Origin of the sequence: Brachymonas moutaii (nom. illeg.) (genome assembly GCF_049977365.1) — a bacterium.
Taxonomy (GTDB): Bacteria; Pseudomonadota; Gammaproteobacteria; order Burkholderiales; family Burkholderiaceae_C; genus Brachymonas.
This window is the reverse complement of the sequence record NZ_JBNGEN010000006.1, coordinates 1-18,036: the sequence shown is the minus strand read 5'-3', so window position 1 is coordinate 18,036 and position 18,036 is coordinate 1. Positions and strand designations below refer to the sequence as shown.

The 18,036-nt window shown below is 65.9% G+C and carries 13 protein-coding genes and 1 riboswitch; of the genes, 6 read left to right on the top strand and 7 right to left on the bottom strand.

All coding sequences use genetic code 11. From position 1 onward, the window contains the following. Positions 1–197: 197 nt before the first annotated feature. Together ACP2WS_RS07945 and ACP2WS_RS07940 are read right to left on the bottom strand one after the other, a co-directional pair. Entirely contained in the window at positions 198–1,172 is a 975-nt protein-coding gene (locus ACP2WS_RS07945; RefSeq protein WP_426460314.1) for a hypothetical protein, read from the bottom strand. 48 nt (positions 1,173–1,220) lie between these two features. After that, complete coding sequence (locus ACP2WS_RS07940; protein WP_426460313.1) at positions 1,221–1,652, bottom strand: hypothetical protein; 432 nt, start codon at positions 1,650–1,652, stop codon at positions 1,221–1,223. Between the two features lie 766 nt (positions 1,653–2,418). Here ACP2WS_RS07940 and ACP2WS_RS07935 point away from each other — a divergent pair. The 6 genes from ACP2WS_RS07935 (at position 2,419) to ACP2WS_RS07910 (ending at position 10,093) form a co-directional block, all read left to right on the top strand. Then, positions 2,419–3,621 (top strand): efflux RND transporter periplasmic adaptor subunit, encoded by a 1,203-nt coding sequence (locus ACP2WS_RS07935; RefSeq protein WP_426460312.1) that lies wholly within the window; start codon positions 2,419–2,421, stop codon positions 3,619–3,621. Positions 3,622–4,072: 451 nt separating this feature from the next. Further along, a complete protein-coding gene (locus tag ACP2WS_RS07930; protein ID WP_374494078.1) occupies positions 4,073–5,968 on the top strand; it encodes a MacB family efflux pump subunit in 1,896 nt (631 codons plus the stop codon). Positions 5,969–5,985: 17 nt separating this feature from the next. Further along, positions 5,986–7,428: a TolC family protein gene (locus tag ACP2WS_RS07925; RefSeq protein ID WP_426460311.1), complete on the top strand. Its 1,443-nt coding sequence runs from the start codon at positions 5,986–5,988 to the stop codon at positions 7,426–7,428. Positions 7,429–7,532: 104 nt separating this feature from the next. Beyond that, a riboswitch (FMN riboswitch) is annotated at positions 7,533–7,712 on the top strand. A 219-nt stretch (positions 7,713–7,931) separates the two neighbouring features. Beyond that, positions 7,932–8,696: a 3,4-dihydroxy-2-butanone-4-phosphate synthase gene (gene ribB, locus ACP2WS_RS07920; protein WP_374494069.1), complete on the top strand. Its 765-nt coding sequence runs from the start codon at positions 7,932–7,934 to the stop codon at positions 8,694–8,696. Between the two features lie 222 nt (positions 8,697–8,918). Continuing rightward, positions 8,919–9,242, top strand: a complete 324-nt coding sequence (locus ACP2WS_RS07915; RefSeq protein ID WP_374494068.1) for a cupredoxin domain-containing protein — start codon at positions 8,919–8,921, stop codon at positions 9,240–9,242. Positions 9,243–9,247: 5 nt separating this feature from the next. Further along, positions 9,248–10,093, top strand: coding sequence for an FTR1 family iron permease (locus tag ACP2WS_RS07910; protein ID WP_426460310.1), 846 nt, complete (start codon positions 9,248–9,250; stop codon positions 10,091–10,093). 77 nt (positions 10,094–10,170) lie between these two features. Here the strand turns inward: ACP2WS_RS07910 and ACP2WS_RS07905 are convergent, their stop codons facing one another. Genes ACP2WS_RS07905 through ACP2WS_RS07885 form a run of 5 tightly spaced genes read right to left on the bottom strand, consistent with a single transcriptional unit; the run spans position 10,171 to position 16,955 of the window. Further along, entirely contained in the window at positions 10,171–10,515 is a 345-nt protein-coding gene (locus ACP2WS_RS07905) for a DUF3147 family protein (protein WP_374494066.1), read from the bottom strand. A 1-nt stretch (position 10,516) separates the two neighbouring features. Next, entirely contained in the window at positions 10,517–13,690 is a 3,174-nt protein-coding gene (locus tag ACP2WS_RS07900; RefSeq protein WP_426460308.1) for an efflux RND transporter permease subunit, read from the bottom strand. After that, entirely contained in the window at positions 13,687–14,142 is a 456-nt protein-coding gene (locus ACP2WS_RS07895; protein ID WP_426460307.1) for an SRPBCC family protein, read from the bottom strand. The genes ACP2WS_RS07900 and ACP2WS_RS07895 overlap by 4 nt, the downstream gene beginning before the upstream one ends. 51 nt (positions 14,143–14,193) lie before the next feature. Beyond that, positions 14,194–15,306, bottom strand: coding sequence for an efflux RND transporter periplasmic adaptor subunit (locus tag ACP2WS_RS07890; protein WP_426460306.1), 1,113 nt, complete (start codon positions 15,304–15,306; stop codon positions 14,194–14,196). Then, on the bottom strand, positions 15,303–16,955 hold the full coding sequence (locus ACP2WS_RS07885; RefSeq protein WP_426460305.1) for an efflux transporter outer membrane subunit: 1,653 nt from the start codon (positions 16,953–16,955) through the stop codon (positions 15,303–15,305). Before ACP2WS_RS07885 ends, ACP2WS_RS07890 begins: the two co-directional genes overlap by 4 nt. Positions 16,956–18,036 lie beyond the last annotated feature (1,081 nt).

Sequence of the window (18,036 nt, the reverse complement as noted above, 5' to 3'; positions counted from 1 at the left end):
CATCATGGGGCACACCTGTGGAAGCGGTCCCGCTGTGAGCCTGTCACAGTGAGCAAAGTCAAACGCAACTGCGAGAGGGTGACCGAACGTGCAAGGATGCATGGAACGTAAATGGCGATTCCTGGACCTGGAAAGTAGCCATGCAGTAGCAAGCACCGTCGCATGGACGGAAGTTTTCATGGCATTTCTTGAAGAGTTCAGGAAATAACGGGGCCGCCGGCTGCGCGGGTTTGGGCTTGTTCCTGGGCCTGGACTTGTGCGATGTGCACGCTTTGCATCTGGTTCAGACTGTCCTGTACCGGAGTATCTACAGCCTTGGCTACATCTACCGCTGCGCTGCTGATGTAGGGGTTGTGGGCGGCCTTCACCGGATCGTCCGCAAGGAATATGGCCTTGCCCTTGTATTCGTAGCACTCCACTTCGGTCATGCTTGCGATGTTCTTGCCGGTCTTCTGGCATTCCAGGCAAGCGGCTGCGGCTATGCGGGAACGGTCCGTTTCGGAATAGCTGGCTAGCGTGGATTCGTTCTGCACCCGGTCGTGGAAAGTGACTATCGCAGAATTGCTGTGTCTCGCTAGAAGTTCGGTTTCATGAACAGCAGTTGTTTTCGGTGTATTTTTTTCTTCTTCGCTTAATAACCAGCGCAGGGGATCTTCATAGATTTCAATCTTTGGTTCTTTGTTGAAATGCTCGGCATTGAGTGGGCTGCTTTTTAGAGGAGAATCGATGCTGCGAATGGCATGGATGTTGTAGTTTGGACGTAATGCCCCTGAACCATCAATGTATTTTCCATGAGTTGGTGTGCCTACGTGTGCATGCATTCCAGATAAATTAAGTCCTTTCCATACATAGTCTACGCAATTATTTGCAGGACCGTAGGTTGTATCAAATCCATATTTTTCTGGATTTTTCCCGAAGTCATTTAATTTTTCGTATTGATTTTTTGTGATTTCGATGGTGCGGGAGTAATGTGGATTGCGATAATTTTCCAAGTCATTGTCATACCTCTTTCCAGAGCCATGAACAGAACCATGATGGATGGGGGCAAACCCATAGGACTCTTTTTTCTCTCCGTTGCTCGTCACGTAATACATATGCCCAGGCATAGAAGTGCCACCTTCTTTCAGAGGAGTGCCGGGCGCCGCCACGTAAATTGTTACCGTATATGCCATCGCATTTTATTTTAGTGAATATTTGATGAAATCATGAATAAATGATTTTCAGGTGACATTATTTCCATCGGCATTGCTTTTTTCTTCTCTTGAGAAAAATAGCCAAATGAACATGAATATTGATGAAATAAATATGGAGGCCATGGGGTAAATGAGTCCCATGGCCAGGGCATCATCATCGGATGGATGTGAATTAAAAAATGCAATGACGCTTATTTGAAGTAAGTTGTTTAAAAAAAGAATTCCAATAAGAGCATGTGTGCGGAATTTTTTCCATATTGCCAGGAATTCAAGCAGTAATATTGGAGCTGCCCAAAAAAAATAATCTGCCACAATGTATTTGTTCCAAAATTCTCCATCCCTGTTTTTGTACTGAATCATTAATGTGAAAAAAGGCATGATCAACATCAGGAGAAGAAAAAACAAAAAAGCAAATTTCTTTGCTATTGATCTGTTTTTTTTGTGGTCAGTGGTGTTCATGAGAATATCTGCCAGATATTTTATTCATGGTTGTATGAAAGAAATGTATGTGGGAGTTTGTCACGATTTTTATTGCATGATCTGCATTCATGTCGAAACGTAGACGTCGAAGATGTCCATGCATGGAACATGCTACCAACAAAAGGTAAATTCATGCAAATTATTTGACTACTAAGGTTGTATTTTTGGGTATGGTCCCTCTGCTTTCCTGTAGTTCTGCTTGGCCGCTGGTAGTAGGCCTACACTCCCGCTCGGTCAAGTGGTGGGCTGGGCCGTAGTGGGTGTGTCTCCATGTTGCGAGTGATGCCCAAACGCTTGCGCTGGAACGCGGCCAGCATCCCTATGGGTTCCTGAGGCTTGTGGTCATAAAACGCCTGCTTTTGCAGCTGTGCCGATGTGCTCCATATTTGGGCATCAGCCCCCGATCTTTGTGGGCGCAGGGATGAGGCGCAGGCGTGACCTTCCCGCCCTCAGAAGGGTGTTTGCGACCCACTTGCCCGTGCGAGGTGAACACGGGTGCCTGTGGGCTGACAATGGGCAATCACAGCGCAAAAACTGAATCAACCTCTGTATTTTTTGATGAGGCAGAGGAACCTTTTGCCTCCTGCGGGATCGGTCACAATGTTCCTGTGCAGCCTGGCGGCTGGCTGGTGGGCTTCTGGGGGTGACTCTGGGGCCTGCGTGGTGGCTGGGGCGCGGGATGAAGGGGGGTTCTTCTTCTCCTTCCTCTTTTTCTTCTTCTTTCATCTCTTTCTGTCTCCCGATCATGTGGAAAAAAATCAAGACGCATCCCTGGTGGACGGTCATTGCCGTGGTGCTGATCGCGGCCGTGGTCTGGCTGGTCTATCGGCAGTGGTTCGCACCCAAGCCGGGGCCGAATCTCATTACGGCCACGGTGACGCGGGGGGACATCGAGGATTCGGTGCTGGCCACGGGGGCGATTCAGGCAGCGCAGCTCACGGATGTCGGCTCGCAGGTGTCGGGGCAGCTCAAGAAGCTCTACGTCAAGGTGGGCGACAACGTGAAGCAGGGGCAGCTGATTGCGCAGATCGACTCGACCACGCAGCACAACAGCCTGATTGCGGCACAGGAGGCAGTGGCGAACTACAAGGCACAGAAGGCGTCCAAGCAGAGCACGCTGGTGCTGGCGCAGCAGACCTACACGCGGCAGAAGTATCTGTACGAACATGACGCGGGCAGTCAGGCCGACATGCAAAGCGCCAGGCAGGCGCTGGATGCGGCGGTGGCCGATGTGAAGGCGACGGATGCGCTGATCAAGCAGTACAGCGTGCAGGTGGAGACGGCGCAGGCCAACGTGGGCTATACGCGCATCACGGCGCCGTCGGACGGGACGGTGGTGGCGATTGTGACCAAGGAAGGGCAGACGGTGAGTGCGAGCCAGTCTGCGCCGACGATCATCAAGCTGGCCAATCTGGACACGATGCGCATCGAGGCGCAGATTTCGGAAGCGGATGTGCCGCGCATCAAGACGGGCATGCCGGCGTACTTCACGATTCTGGGGGATCCGGACCGCAAGTACGACACGTCGCTCGCGAGCATCGAGCCGGGCCCGATCAACATGAGTTCCTACGAGGGTACGAACACCGACAGTTCGAGCAGCACGGCGGTGTATTACAACGGGATTTTCAAGGTGCCGAATGCGGATCACCGGCTGCGCATCAACATGACGGCGCAGGTGACGGTGGTGCTGCAGCAGGCGAAGAACGTGCTCACGGTTCCTTCCGGGGCGCTGAGCCGCAAGCGCAACAAGGACGGCAGCTACACGGTGCGTGTGGTGACGGGCAAGAAGGGCGAGCAGAAGGTGACGCCGCGTGCGGTGCAGATCGGGCTCAACAACCGCGTGCAGGCGGAGGTGAAGTCCGGCCTGTCCGAGGGCGAGCAGGTGGTGGTGGGCGATGCCAGCGCCAACACCGGCACGAGTTCCACGCGTGGCCCGAGGATGTTCTGACGATGAGCCGCTGTCCGCACATTTTGCTGGCCGGGGGCGTGGCATGGGCTGCGCTGCCGGGCGACTCCCTGACGGGGAGGATCGCATGAAGAACCACGACGATCTGTCTCCTGAGACGGTGGCAGGGGCGGCGACCGGAGCTGGCGCGGTGCCGGTGACGCCCACTGCACCAGCCTCTGCGCTGGTCTCGGAGCCCGCATCTCCCTCTGTGCCTGCCTTGCCGTCGGCTGAGGCCGCCGGGGCGGTGCAAGGCGCAGCCGTTGCCGCTCCTGTTTCCGTTTCCGCGTCCTCCACCACTGCAGAAGCGGCGGGGCAGTCGGCTCCCGCAGCGGCTTCTGCGTCTGTATCTTCCGGGCCGGTGGGGGTCGATGCCGATTTCAGCCAGGACGACAGCCGTCATCCGCTGCTGGAGGTGCACAACCTGGTGCGCGAGTTTCCGGCGGGCGACGAGATGGTGGCCGTGCTCAAGGACATCAACCTGACCATCCGGGCCGGGGAGATGGTGGCGATCATCGGGCCGTCGGGCTCGGGCAAGTCGACGCTGATGAACATTCTCGGCTGTCTGGACCGGCCCTCGCGCGGCAGCTATCGCGTGGCGGGCAAGGAGACGCGCGAGATGCAGCCCGACGAGCTGGCGCGGCTGCGGCGGGAGCATTTCGGGTTCATCTTCCAGCGCTATCACCTCATGGGCGACCTGACGGCGGTGGGCAATGTGGAGATTCCGTCCATCTATGCCGGGGTCGATGCCGGCACGCGGGCACGGCGTGCCGAGGAGCTGTTGACGCGGCTGGGGCTGGGGCAGCGCTTCGACCACAAGCCGGGGCAGCTTTCGGGCGGGCAGCAGCAGCGGGTGTCGATTGCCCGGGCGCTGATGAACGGGGGCGACGTGATCCTGGCCGACGAGCCGACCGGGGCGCTCGACCAGGCCAGCGGGCATGAGGTGATGCAGATTCTCAAGGAGCTGCATGCCGATGGCCACACCATCATTCTCGTGACGCACGATGCCAAGGTGGCGGCCGAGGCCGAGCGCGTGCTGGAGATCACCGATGGCCGGATCGTGCGCGACTACCTCAACAAGGACCAGCCCGGCATCGTGCAGAAGCCGCACGAGCCGGTGCCGCCGCCCAAGCCGGGCTGGCACGCGAGCCTGGCGCAGTTCGGCGAGGCACTGCACATGGCCGTGCGCTCCATGGTGGGCCACAAGCTGCGCACGCTGCTGACGATGCTGGGCATCATCATCGGCATTGCCTCGGTGGTGTCGGTGGTGGCGCTGGGCAACGGCTCGCAGCAGAAGATTCTGGCCGACATTGCCAGCATGGGCACCAACACCATCGACATCATGCCGGGCACCGGCTTTGGCGACCGCACGGCCGGGCGCATCCGCACGCTCAAGCCGGGCGATGCGACCGCGCTCTCCAAGCTGGGGTATGTGGACAGCGTTTCGCCCAACGTGAGCACGAGCAAGACGGTGCTGCGGGGCAACGTGAGCAAGACGGCCACCATCAATGGCGTGGGCGAGAGCTACTTCCGCGTGCGCGGCTACGAGATTGCCGATGGCGCTTCGTTCACCGACGAGAGCGTGCGGCGCGAGCTGCAGGATGCGGTGATCGACCCCAACACGCGCAATGCCTTCTTTGGCGATGACGAGAATCCCCTCGGCAAGGTGCTGCTCATCGGCAGCATGCCCGCGCGGGTGGTGGGGGTGACGGCGCCCAAGGACAGCCCCTTCGGCAACTCCGATGCGCTCAACATCTGGCTGCCGTATTCGACCGTGATGAACCGCCTCATGGGCACGGACTATCTGCGCTCGGTCACCGTGCGCGTGGCCGACGGCTCCGACAGCAGCGCGGCCGAGGAGGGCATCATCAGCCTGCTGACCCAGCGTCACGGCTCCAAGGACTTCTTCACCCAGAACTCCGACAGCATCCGCCAGACGGTCGAGAAGACCACCCAGACCATGAAGCTGCTGATCTCGGCCATTGCCGTGATCTCGCTGGTGGTGGGGGGCATCGGCGTGATGAACATCATGCTGGTGTCGGTGATCGAGCGCACGCAGGAAATCGGCGTGCGCATGGCAGTGGGAGCGCGGCAGAGCGACATTCTGCGGCAGTTCCTGATCGAGGCCGTGCTGGTGTGTCTGGTGGGCGGGCTCGGCGGCATTGCGCTGGCACTGATGATCGGCTGGGCGTTCGATACGCTCGGCGGAGGCAGCTTCAGCATGGTGTTCTCGGTGTCGTCCATCGTGGCCGCGTTCAGCTGCTCCACGCTCATCGGGGTGCTGTTCGGCTTTCTGCCGGCGCGCCGTGCTGCCCAACTCGATCCTGTGGAGGCGCTTTCGCGCCAATGATGCCTGTGTCTGCCACCATGAAAAATTCTGCATTTCGTTCCGTTCGCGCCGTGCCATCTGTCCGCCTGGTGGCGGCACTGGTGGCGGGCGCCGTGCTTGCCGGCTGTGCCGGCACGCCCTATCACACCCCTGCAGTGCAGCTCCCCGACCAGTGGAAGCAGGCGGCCGGCCATACCCGCGAGGGCGTGTACGGCAGCCGCTGGTGGACCAGCCTGGGCGACAGCCAGCTCACGGCGCTCATCGACGATGCGCTCGCCCGCAATCCCGACCTGGCCGTGGCGGCCTGGAAGGTGCGCAGCGCGCGCCTGGCCGTGGGCAATGCCGTGGGCAACATGCTGCCCACGCCGTCGGCCAACGTGTCGGTGTCCAGCAGCCGTGCCCTCGACAGCGATACAGCCAACAGCAGCCGCAGCTCATCGGCCAGCTTGGGCGTGAGCTGGGAGGTGGATCTGTGGGGTCGGCTGGCCGCCAGCAAGCGCATGGCCGACTGGGAAGCCGCTGCCACCGAGCAGGACCGCGAGGCCGCCGCGCAGGCGCTGGTGGCTACCGTGGCCAAGACCTACTGGCAGATCGCCACCCTGGACCAGAAGATCGAGCGCCAGCGCGCCAGCATCGACACCGCCCGCAAGACCCTGCAGATTGCCGAGGTGCAGTACAGGGCCGGATCCATCTCGGGGCTCGATCTGGCCCAGAGCCGCCAGACCCTGGCGAGTCAGGAAGCGGCGCTCACCACCTATGTGCAGCAGCGCGTGGAGCAGCGTCATGCGCTGTCGATTCTGTTCGACGCACCGCCCGAATCGCTGCCCGAGGCGGCGCAGCATCCACGTCTGCCCGCACTGGCAGCGCTGCCGGCCATACCGGCCGGAGTGCCGGCAGACGTGCTGGGGCGGCGCCCCGACCTGCAGGCCGCCGAGATGCGCCTGCGCGAATCGCTCGCCAATGTGGACGCCACCCGCACGAGCTACTACCCCACGCTCACGCTCACCGGCACGCTCGGCAGCGGCAGTGCCAGCTTGGCCAACGTGCTCGGCAATCCGGTGGCCACGCTGGGGGCAGGGCTGGTGCTGCCCTTCCTGAAGTTCGGCGAGATGCAGCGCAACACCGCCATTGCGCAGAGCAGCTACGAGCAGGCCATCATCTCCTTCCGCAAGACGCTCTACAGCGCGCTGGCGGACGTGGAGAACGCGCTCTCCAACCGCACCCAGCTCCAGACGCAGGAGGCGCGGCTGACCGAATCGCTGGCGCAGGCCCGTCGCGCCGAGGAGCTCACCCGCATCCGCTACCGCGCAGGGGCCGTGGCCATGAAGACCTGGCTCGACGCGCAGGAAACCCGCCGCACTGCCGAAATGGCCCTCCTCGACGTGCAGCTCAACCGCGCCGACAACCTGGTCACCACCTACCAGGCACTGGGTGGCGCACCCGTGTTGCAGGCGGTGCCTGTCGGCGGACCTGCACGGTAACGGGGCGATTCCTTCCCGCATGCCGGAACCACTGCCGCTGGCAGGGGGATGGGCTGCCGAGTACACTGGTCTGCGTCGGGGATCGGCCGGGTGGCCGGTTGCCGGCACGTCTTCAGGGCAGGGTGCAATTCCCTACCGGCGGTAGGCGCAGGGTGGGTGTCACCCGGCGCGAGCCCGCGAGCGCTCCGGTGTGCCGCGCATGGAAACATGTGGTGGCCCGGAGGTCAGCAGACGGGGTGCAAAGCCCCGGCCGACGGTGACAGTCCGGATGAAAGAAGACCAGCTCCACCCCTGGACCGCGGTCGCCAGTTGTCTGGCTGGCGCACCGTGTCCGCCGTGTCTGTGCGGCCCCTGCATCTGCCCCGGTTCGGGTTGTCCGGCCAGGGCGGCAGGGCTGCGCATGGTGGGCGTGCATCGTCTGCATGTCTGCGCTGCCCGGGCACGGGTGGAGGCTTCACGCCTTGAAAGCGTTTTTCCTGGATTTCCCATGAAGGAGCTTTCACATGTCCACTTCCCTTGATTCTTCCCTTTCCTCCCTGTCTGCACTCGGTGCTGGTGCTGCTGTGGCGGCCCTGCCGGCGCGGGTGCGCGAGCGCGTGCAGGCCGGGCTGCAGGCCCTGCGGCAGCAGGCGATGGTGCTGGTGCACGACGATCCCGAGCGCGAGGACGAAGTCGATCTCATCGCCGTGGCTGAGCACATGACCGTGCCGCAGATGGCGCAGATGATCCGCGACGGCAGCGGCATTGTCTGTGTGTGCATGCCCCAGGCCGATGCCGATGTGCTGGGGCTGGCGCCCATGGTGGCGCGCAACCGCAGCCGCCAGGGCACGGCGTTCACGGTGTCGGTGGAGGCGACCACGGGCGTGACGACCGGCGTGAGCGCCACGGACCGTCTCACGACCATCCGGGCCGCGCTGGCCGGGGTGCAGACGCGCGATGCCGGACGGCTGGTGAGCCCGGGGCATGTGTTTCCGCTCGTGGCGCGTCCGGGCGGGGTGCTGGAACGCCGGGGGCATACCGAGGCGTCCGTCGATCTGGCCCGGCTGTCGGGCTGTGCGCCCATGGCGGTGCTGTGCGAGCTCATGAATCCGGACGGCACCATGATGCGCGGCGCCCAGGTGCGGGACTATGCCGCGCAGCATGGGCTGTGCCAGCTGTCGGTGGCGGAACTGGCCCAGTACCGTGCCGCTCTGGAAGCGGATGCACGCGGCGCGCGGCAGGGCCGCAGCACGCCGGTGCCGGCAGACGAGGCCTGCACGGCCTGCTGAGGCGGGCAGGGAGACGAGCCTGACCGAACCGAACGCCGAACGCCGAACGCTGGACAGGTTGGCAGGCCGCATGGCCGGTTTCTTCCCGGCCATGCATTCCGCATTCCATTTGCTGCTGGCCGCACCTGTGCGGCCGATGGAGCGGTGTGTGGGAAAAGCCCCTTGGGGTTGCATTACAAATGAGAATCGTTATCATGCGCATCTTTGACCAAGGAGAGACGCATGACACGCCTGTTCATTTCGCTGGGGCTGTGCCTCGTTGCCACCGGTGCGCTCGCGGCCGACCCGGAGGTGGCGCTGACCATTCGCAACCATCGCTTCATGCCCGTCGAGGTGAAGGTGCCGGCGGGGCAGAAGGTGCGGCTGATGGTGCACAACCAGGACCCCACGCCCGAGGAGTTCGAGAGCTACACGCTGCACCGCGAGAAGATCGTGGCGCCTGGGGCCACGGTGCAGATTCCGATCGGTCCGCTCAAGCCGGGACGCTACCCGTTCTTTGGCGAGTTTCATGAAAAGACCGCGCGCGGCGTGGTCATTGCGGAGTGAATGCCATGATCGGAGCTGCCATCATCGTGTTTCGTGAAACGCTGGAAGCTGCCCTGATTCTGGGCATTGTGGCTGCAGCCACCCGTGCGCTGCCGGGCCGGGGACGCTGGCTTGCGGGCGGGGTGGGCGCGGGGGTGCTGGGCGCGGTGCTCGTGGCCTCGCTGATGCGCACCATTGCCGATCTGGCCGACGGCGTGGGGCAGGAGCTGCTCAATGCGGGTGTGCTGCTGCTGGCGGCGGCCATGCTGGCCTGGCATGTCATCTGGATGGCGCGCCACGGCCGCCGCATGGCGCAGGAGGTGCATGCGCTGGGGGCCGAGGTGCAGGCCGGTGCACGCGAGATGTCGGCCGTGGCGGTGGTGGTGGCGCTGGCCGTGCTGCGCGAAGGGGCCGAGACGGTGCTGTTCCTCTACGGCCTGCTGGCAGGCGGGGGCGAGACTCCCATGCAGGTGGCAGGCGGTGGGGCGCTGGGCCTGCTGGCCGGGGCGCTGGCCGGAGTGGGGCTGTATGCGGGATTCGTGCGGATTCCGACGCGGGTTTTCTTTGCGGCGACAGGCGGTTTCATCGTGCTGCTGGCAGCGGCCATGGCCGGGCAGGCGGCGCGCTTTCTGGTGCAGGCGGACTGGCTGCCGAGTCTGGCCACACCGCTGTGGGACAGTTCCTGGCTGCTCGGGGATGACGCGCTGGCTGGCCGGGTGCTGCACACGCTCGTGGGCTACGAGGCCATGCCCTCTGGCATGCAGGTGCTGGTGCAGGTGGGCACGGTGGTGGCGATTCTGGTTGGCATGCGGCTCACGCGTGTGCCTGCCGGGGCGCCGCGTGCCCCGAGTGCTGTGCCGGCCACGCACTGACACCGGGCGGGCGGGGCTGGCCTCCCGTCTCTGTGCCGGTCCGGTCGCCTCGGGCGGCCAGATTCTGTGCGCTCGCGTCAACTCCCCGCGCGGTGCAGGAACAGTCCCATGAGGCCGTAGGCGCCGGCCGTGGCTGCGCAGCTCAGCAGCAGGCTGGGCCAGAAGGCCGCCCCTGCGCGCAGGAGCGCGGGCAGCAGCAAAAAGAAGACCAGCGAAGGCAGCACGAGCCAGAAGATGTCGAGCGTGGTGGTGGCGATGCGCTCGCTGCCGGCGCCGTCCAGGTGCATCCAGACCAGCGCCAGCAGCGAGGTGAGGGGGAGCGAGGCGAGCAGCGCACCCCAGAAGCTGCTGCGGCGCGACAGCTCCGAGATGGCCACGATGAGCACGGCAGACAGCAGGGTCTTGAGGAGCAGGGCAGTCATGTCAGACGGCTTCCTCGGGGGCTGGATCAGGGGATGAGGAGGCCGGTGGCGTGCGGGTGGGCGGCGGTGTGTGCCGCATGCGCCGCATCAGCGCGAGCTTGAGGTCATCGACGTAGGTGAAGAGGGCAGGCACCACCAGCAGGCTCAGCAGGGTGCTGGTGAGCAGGCCGCCGATGACGGTGATGGCCATGGGCGAGTTGAAGCTCGGGTCGCCCTTGCTCAGGCCGAGCGCGAGCGGCAGCATGCCGGCGCCCATGGCGATGGTGGTCATGAGAATGGGGCGGCTGCGCTTGTGGCAGGCATCGACGAGGGCGGCGCGGCGGTCCATGCCTGCGCGTCGCGCCATGATGGCGTAGTCCACGAGCAGGATGGAGTTCTTGGTGACGATGCCCATGAGCATGATGAGCCCGATCATCGAGGGCATGGACAGCGCGCGGTGTGTGAGCAGCAGGGCCACGAAGGCGCCCCCGATGGCCATGGGCAGCGCGCCGAGGATGGTCACCGGCTGCATGAAGTCGCGGAACAGCAGCACCAGCACGCCGTAGATGCACAGCACCCCGATGGCCATGGCGGTGCCGAAGCTGGCGAACAGGGTCTGCATTTCCTCGGCATCGCCCAGCTCGGCGATGCGGATGCCGGGCGGCAGGTGCTGCATGGCGGGCAGCGCACGGGCGGCGGCATTGGCCTGGCCCAGGGTGCGCGAGCCCAGCTCGATCTGAAAGCGCACGCTGCGGCTGCGGTTGATGCGGTTGATGACCGAGGGGCCGCTCTCGAGCCGGATGCTCGCCACATCGGCGAGCGGGACCAGCCCGGTGCGACCCGGCACCAGCAGGCGTTCGAGGTCGCCCACGTGGGCGCGGAAGCTGTCGGGCAGCTTGACGCGGATGGGCACCTGCCGGTCGGGCAGGTTCATCTTGGGGAGCTGCTGTTCGTAGTCGCCTGCCGTGGCCACGCGCACGGTCTGGGCAATGGCGGCGGTGGTCACGCCCAGTTCGGCCGCGCGGGCACTGTCCGGGCGGACGATGAGTTCGGGCTGCACCAGGGCCGCGTCGCTTGTCACGCCGCCGATGCCGGGCAGGGTGCGCAGCTGGCGTTCGACCTCGCGGGCCGTCGCGGTGAGGGTGGCCGGCTCGTCGCCGAGCAGCGTGAGCTCCATCTTGCTGCCCATGTCGCCGCTGCCGATCTGGAAGCGGGCACCGGGCAGGGTCTGCACGAGGGTGCGCATGCGCGCGTCGATGTCGGCAATGGTGTCGGCCCGGTCGCGCCGGTGCAGCAGCACCAGCGTGAGCACGGCACGCCGCACTTCGGCGGCGGCCCCGGGGTGGAAGCCGTCGCCGCTCGATCCCCCGCCCACCGAGGCGTACACGCTCACCACGTCCGGGTCCTGCGCGATGCGCTGGCGGGCGGTTTCGGCCAGGGCCCGGGTCTGCGCGAGGGTGGCGCCAGGGGGCAGCTCGATGGTGACCTGCGTCTGGCCCCGGTCGGCCTGGGGCACGAAGCCCGTGGGCAGCAGCGGCACCAGGGTCAGCGAGGCGGCGAAGAAGCCCACCGCTGCCAGCACCGTGAAGCGCCGGTGATCCAGACACCAGCGCATGGTGGCCATGTAGCGGCGCATGAGGGGGCCGTCGTCCGCTGGTGCGTTGCCGGAAGGGGAAAGGGCGTTGGTGTGCGTGGCATGGCCCCCGGCGCCGGCCTGGGGGCGGAGCAGGTAGGCGGCCATCATGGGGGTGAGCAGCCGGGCCACCACCAGCGACGCCAGAATGGCGAGCACGGCCGTCCACCCGAACTGCTTGAAGAACAGACCCGAGATGCCGCTCATGAAGGCCGTGGGCAGGAACACGGCCACCAGGGCGAAGGTGGTGGCGATCACGGCCATACCGATCTCGTCGGCGGCCTCCATCGCGGCCTGATAGGGCGTCTTGCCCATGGCGAGGTGGCGCGAGATGTTCTCGATCTCGACGATGGCATCGTCCACCAGAATGCCGACCACCAGCGCCAGGGCGAGCAGCGTGACGCCGTTGAGGCTGTAGCCGAAGTGGTAGAGCCCGAGGTAGGTCGGAATGATCGACAGCGGCAGCGCGGTGGCGGCCACCAGCGTGGCCCGCCAGTCGCGCAGGAATAGGAACACCACCAGCACCGCCAGCAGCGCGCCCTCGTAGAGCAGGTGCATGCTGCCGTCGAAGTTCTCCTGCACCGGGGCTGCGTTGTCCACGATGCGGGCAATGACCGCCTGCGGATGGCCGGCCTGCAGCTCGTCCATGGCACGCGCCACGGCCTGGGCCACCTCCAGCTCGCTCGCTCCCTTGGCCCGGAAGATCTCGACCGCCACCACGGGCTGGCCGTTGACCAGCGCCACGGCGCGCGGCTCGGCCACGGTGTCGCGCACATCGGCCACGTCGCCGAGCCGGGCCGTGGCGCCGCTGGCGAGCGGAATGGCCATGCCGGCGAGCTGGTCGGCCGTCTGGGCCGAGGCCACGGTGCGCACGGTCTGCTCGGCGCCGCCCACATCGCCACGGCCGCCGGGAGCGTCCTGCTGCACCAGCGCGAGCTGGCGCGAGACTTCGGCCGCCGTCACGCCCAGGGCCTGCATGCGGTCGGGATCGAGCACCACCTGCACCTCGCGTGTCACGCCCCCCACGCGCTTAACCGCGCCCACGCCGGCAATGCTCAGCAGGCGCTTGGCGACGGTATGGTCCACGTACCACGAGAGCTGCTGCGCGTCCCAGCCGGAGCCGGGTTCGAGCCGCAGCGCGTACACCTCCACCACGCGGCCGGAGGTGGGCAGCTTGCTGATGATGGGCTCGCGGATGTCGGCGGGCAGGTCGGAGCGCACCTGCGAGACGGCGTCGCGCACCTCGGTGACGGCATCGGTGATGTTCTTTTCGAGCTGGAATTCGACGGTGATCGTCGTCACCCCGTCGAGCACCGTGGTGTACATGTTCTTGATGCCGGTGACGGTGGCGACCGAGTCCTCGATCTTGCGCGCGACCTCGGTTTCGAGCTGGGCGGGTGCGGCGCCCGGCTGGGTGACGGTCACGGTGACGATCGGGAGCTGGATGTCCGGGAAGTCCTGCACCAGCGTCATGCGGAAGGCCAGCAGCCCGGCGAGCGTGAGCAGTGCGAACAGCAGAATCGCCGGCACCGGGTTACGGATGGAGAAGGCTGAAAAGTTCACGCCGGCCCTCCGGCACTGGCCCGGGCCATGGCGCGCTGCCGCAGGGCCTCGTCCATGGCGACGAACCCCTGGCGGGTGGCCCCCAGCAGACTGCGCCGCAGCGGCGCAACCAGCAGGCCCGTGAAGCGTTCGTGCTGGGTGAAGCGCGTGTGGCCGTGAGTCGCGTCGGTCAGCAGGAGCGCATGTTCGCCATCGAACAGGCCGGGTATGCCGAGGCGCCCCAGCCAGCGCAGTTCATGCCCCTCGCGGCACGCGAGCACCCGGGGCCGAAAGCGCATGCTCCGGCCGCCCGGAGGCTGCAGATCCACCTGCAGACGTGCGCCAGGCTGCAGGGGGCCCTGAATAGCGCGCATGAAGGGATTCCACTCCGGATAGGCCGCAAGGTCGGTCAGGATGGCCCACACCTGGGCGCGGGGGACTGGAATATCGATCGAGGTTTCAAGCACCAGCATGGCGTGCGCCTTTCGGAAACGGGAGGGCGGAAGGAGGCGGGAGCAGCATCGTCATCGGGCCGACTGGATGCTCACCGTGTCCCCGTCGTTGAGGAATCCGCCGCCGGTGCGCACCAGCGGCGCGGAGCCGTCCACACCCTGCAGAATCTGGACCTGTTCGCCCATGCGGGCACCCGTTTCGACCCGGCGCTGCTGCACCCGGCCGTTGGGGCCGACGGCAAAGACGTAGCTGAGCCCGTCGCGCGACACCACTGCGCTCTGCGGCACCAGCCAGCCGGCTGCCTCGCCGAGCACAAAGGTGCCGCTGGCATACATGCCCGCGCGCGTGCCGTGCGCCATGGCATCGGGCAGATCCACATACACCAGTGCGACCCGGCGCTGCGCATCGAGCGTGGGGGCGATCTGGCGCACGGTGCCGTCGAGCATGGTGCCAGCGGGCGTGCGCACGCGGGCCTTCTGCCCGGGCTGCAGAAGCGGCAGATCCCGGGCCACCACCTCGGCCCGCCATTCGAGGCGGCCCTGTCGCACCATGCGGAACAGCTCGGTGCCTGCCGGCACCACGGCGCCGACTGTGGCACTGCGGGCGGCAATCACCCCCGCATCCGGAGCCAGCACGCGCGTGTAGCCCAGCCGGAGCTGCTGGGCATCGAGCGCGGCCCGGGCAGCCTCCACACGGGCCGAGGTGGCCTTGGCCGCCGTGTCGAACTGGTGGATCTGCTGCGTGCTCAGGGCTCCCGTGTCGGCAATGCTGCGTGCGCGGTCGGCGTTGGAGCGCGCGTCGGCCGCCTGGGCCTGCGCTTCGAGCAGTGCCGCGCGGGCCTGCAGCAGGTCGGCATGCACCGTATCGGCGGCAAACTCGGCGAGCAGCTGGCCCTTGCGCACCCAGTCGCCCACCTGGGCGTGCAGCCGGGTGAGCCGCAGTCCGTTGCTCTGGGCGCCGACGATGGCCTCCTGCCAGGCCGCAATGCCGCCCTGTGCCGTGAGCGTCAGCGGCACCTGCCCGCGCACGGGCGTGACGGTCTGCACCGTGAGGGCGGGTCGGGCCGGGCCGGCCGCCGTGCCCGGCGGAGGGGCAGGCACCGAGCTGCGCTGCGTGATCCAGTAGCCGCCCACCAGGGCCGCTACCACGGACGCGGCGATGATCGAAAAGGCTTTGAGATTCATGGGACAGAAGGTGTAAGAGAGGCAGAGGAAGACCCCGTGGCGCTGGCCGCCAGCCTGGGTGCGGCAGCCGTGGAGCCAGGCAGAGCCGCCGTGCGTGCCGGAGCAGAAACGGTGGCCGCGCGGCGCTGGGCAGCCAGCAGGCGGCGTGCCTCTCCCTCGGCCACCAGCGTGCGGTCCGGCTGGGTGTCGGGCAGCATGCGGGCATCCCAGCCTCCCCCCAGTGCCCGGTACAGCGCCACCGCATCGTCACGGGTCTCCTGCCGCAGGCGGGTCTGGGCGGTCTGCGCGGCGAGCAGGTCGTGGCGGGCCTGTTCCAGATCGAGCAGGCTGCCCATGCCGGCGCGGTAGCGGGCCTGCGCAGCCTCGAACTGGCGCCGGAAGCCTGCCACGGCCTGGTCCATGTGCTGGCTGCGTGCGCGGGCACCCGCCAGGGCATCGAGCGCCGTTTCCACCTCGCGCACGGCATCGCGCACCGTGGCGCGGTACTGGCTCACGGCGGCTTCATACTGGGTGCGGGCTGCAGCGGCCTGGGCGCGGCGTCTTCCCCCATCGAACAGGGGCAGATCAAGCGCCAGGGGGCCGAAGCTCCAGGTCGAGCCCGAGGCCTGGCCGTAGCCACCCAGGCCCACCTGCATGCGGGCAATGCTGCCACTGAGCCCCAGCGAAGGGTAGCGGGCCGCCTCGGCCGCCCCCACATCGCCGCTGGCGGCCGCCACCGCCTGCGCGGCGGCGTACACATCCGGCCGGTGGGCCAGCACATCGGCCGGCACCCGGTCGACCGCCACGAGCGTGAGATTCGGCACCGGCGCCGTGCCCAGGCGGGCGCTGCCCAGCCGCTCCTGCAGGCGGGAGGCATCGAGCGCCGTGAGGGCCGACAGGCTCTTGAGTGCCGCTGCGCACTGGGTCGCCACCTCCTGCCGCTGGGCCTCGGCCTGGGCAGTGCCTGCCTCGGCCAGCGCCAGATTGGCCGCAGCGGTGAATCCCGCGCCCGCCAGATGCCGGGTGAGGCGTTCGGTGTCGGTGCGCGAGCGTGCATCGGCCAGTGCAATGTCGCGCTGGTCCTGGCAGGCCAGCAGGGCGAAATACTGCCGTGCCGTGTCGGCCGCCAGCGTGAGCCGTGCATCGTGCCACTGGGCCTGCGCGCCCTGCAGCCGCGCATCGGCGGCCGAGCGGGCCTGGCGGAGACGGCCGAACAGATCCAGCTCCCACTGCAGCTGGCCTCCCAGCTGCTTCGTGGTCATCAGCAGCGAGGGATCGGGCAGCTGGTTGTAGGTGCCGCGCGATACGCTGGCCTGCGCATCTACCGAAGGGGCGAGCGCTGCCTGTGCCCCAACGACTGCCGCACGGGCCTGGGCAATGCGGGCCGCCGCCGTCGCCAGCGTGGGGCTGGCCTCCTCGGCAGCACCGATGAGCGTCAGCAGGGCGGGATCGTTCCAGCGTCCCCACCAGTCGTAGAGGGCATCGAGACCCGGAGCCTGTGCGCCCGTGGCAGGCGTGGATGCAGCCGAAGCGGCCTCTTTGGGCACCGCCACAGAGGCTGCAGGCTCGACGGTCAGCGGCGCATGCCACCGCTCTGGCACCTGCGCCTCATCGGCGTCCACCGTGCGGGGCGGCACATGCATGCATCCCGCAAGCAGGGCCAGGGCCATGCCCACTGCGATGCCTGCTGGCCATTTCCCCGCAGGCCTGCGCCATGGCACAGGCGTGTCTCCAGAGCGAAGGCACACAAAAGAAAAAAACGGCATGAAAGAAAGCGGGGCGATGCCCATGAAAGGAGAGGGTATCGGCATGGAGGCGTCCCCTGGGCACGGCCGCCTCGAGCGGCACCACCACACGGCAGAAATCATACAGATCCCTCTGACCGCCTCCCACCGTGTCGGGACGGCATGCTTCAGGCGCATGCGGCAGCACGCCACCCGCGCATTCTGGCACCGTCAGGAATATTTGCCTCCTGGCTGTGCATGCGCGTTGCAATTTTTCGATTTCCGCACCAGACACAGCCATGCCCACCCCGCACGGGGCAGCCCTGCCACGGAGCGGCAGAACGCTGTGATGCATTTTGAATGCCCGGCATCCCCTGCACTGTGCCAGGAAGCGGCCTGGCGGCGCAGCACACCGGCAGCATCCGGCACCACCCGGAGACACATCCCCGCTGGGGGCATCAATCCACTGGGAGCTGCGGGCATCATCCCCCATGGGGCACGGTCTGTATTAAATTCAAAGTTGTAGTTAGTGAGAATTCATTGCTACGATAGATCGTGCCATGCCTGCGCCAGTGCATCCAGAAAGCGCCGTGCGCTTCGTACGGGAACTGTGCCTGTCAGGCGTTCCTCCTGCCACGTCTTCCCGGAGGGCACGGAACAGGGCATCCCGAACCGCCCCCTCCCGATCGCAGCCCTCCCAGACCCGAGCACCCTTTGTCGGCAGAAAACACCCCGCCAGCCTTACCCAGATGCACATCTCCCCACCGGACAGGAGCCCCCATTGAGACCACCCTCTCCCCCTCTGACGCGCCTGCACCGCCATCCGCTCTTTCGGCACCTGGTCCGCGGAAGTGCAGCCCTTCTTTCCATCTTCTCTCTTTCTGCGTGCCATATGCAAAACTCCATCACCCCCAATGGGGGCACACCATCGGATATTCTGCTCAATGTCTTTTCAGGTGACGGCCCTGTGTACGGGCACCGCAAAAAGCATCCACAGCATGTCTATGAGATAACCATCAGGATTGAT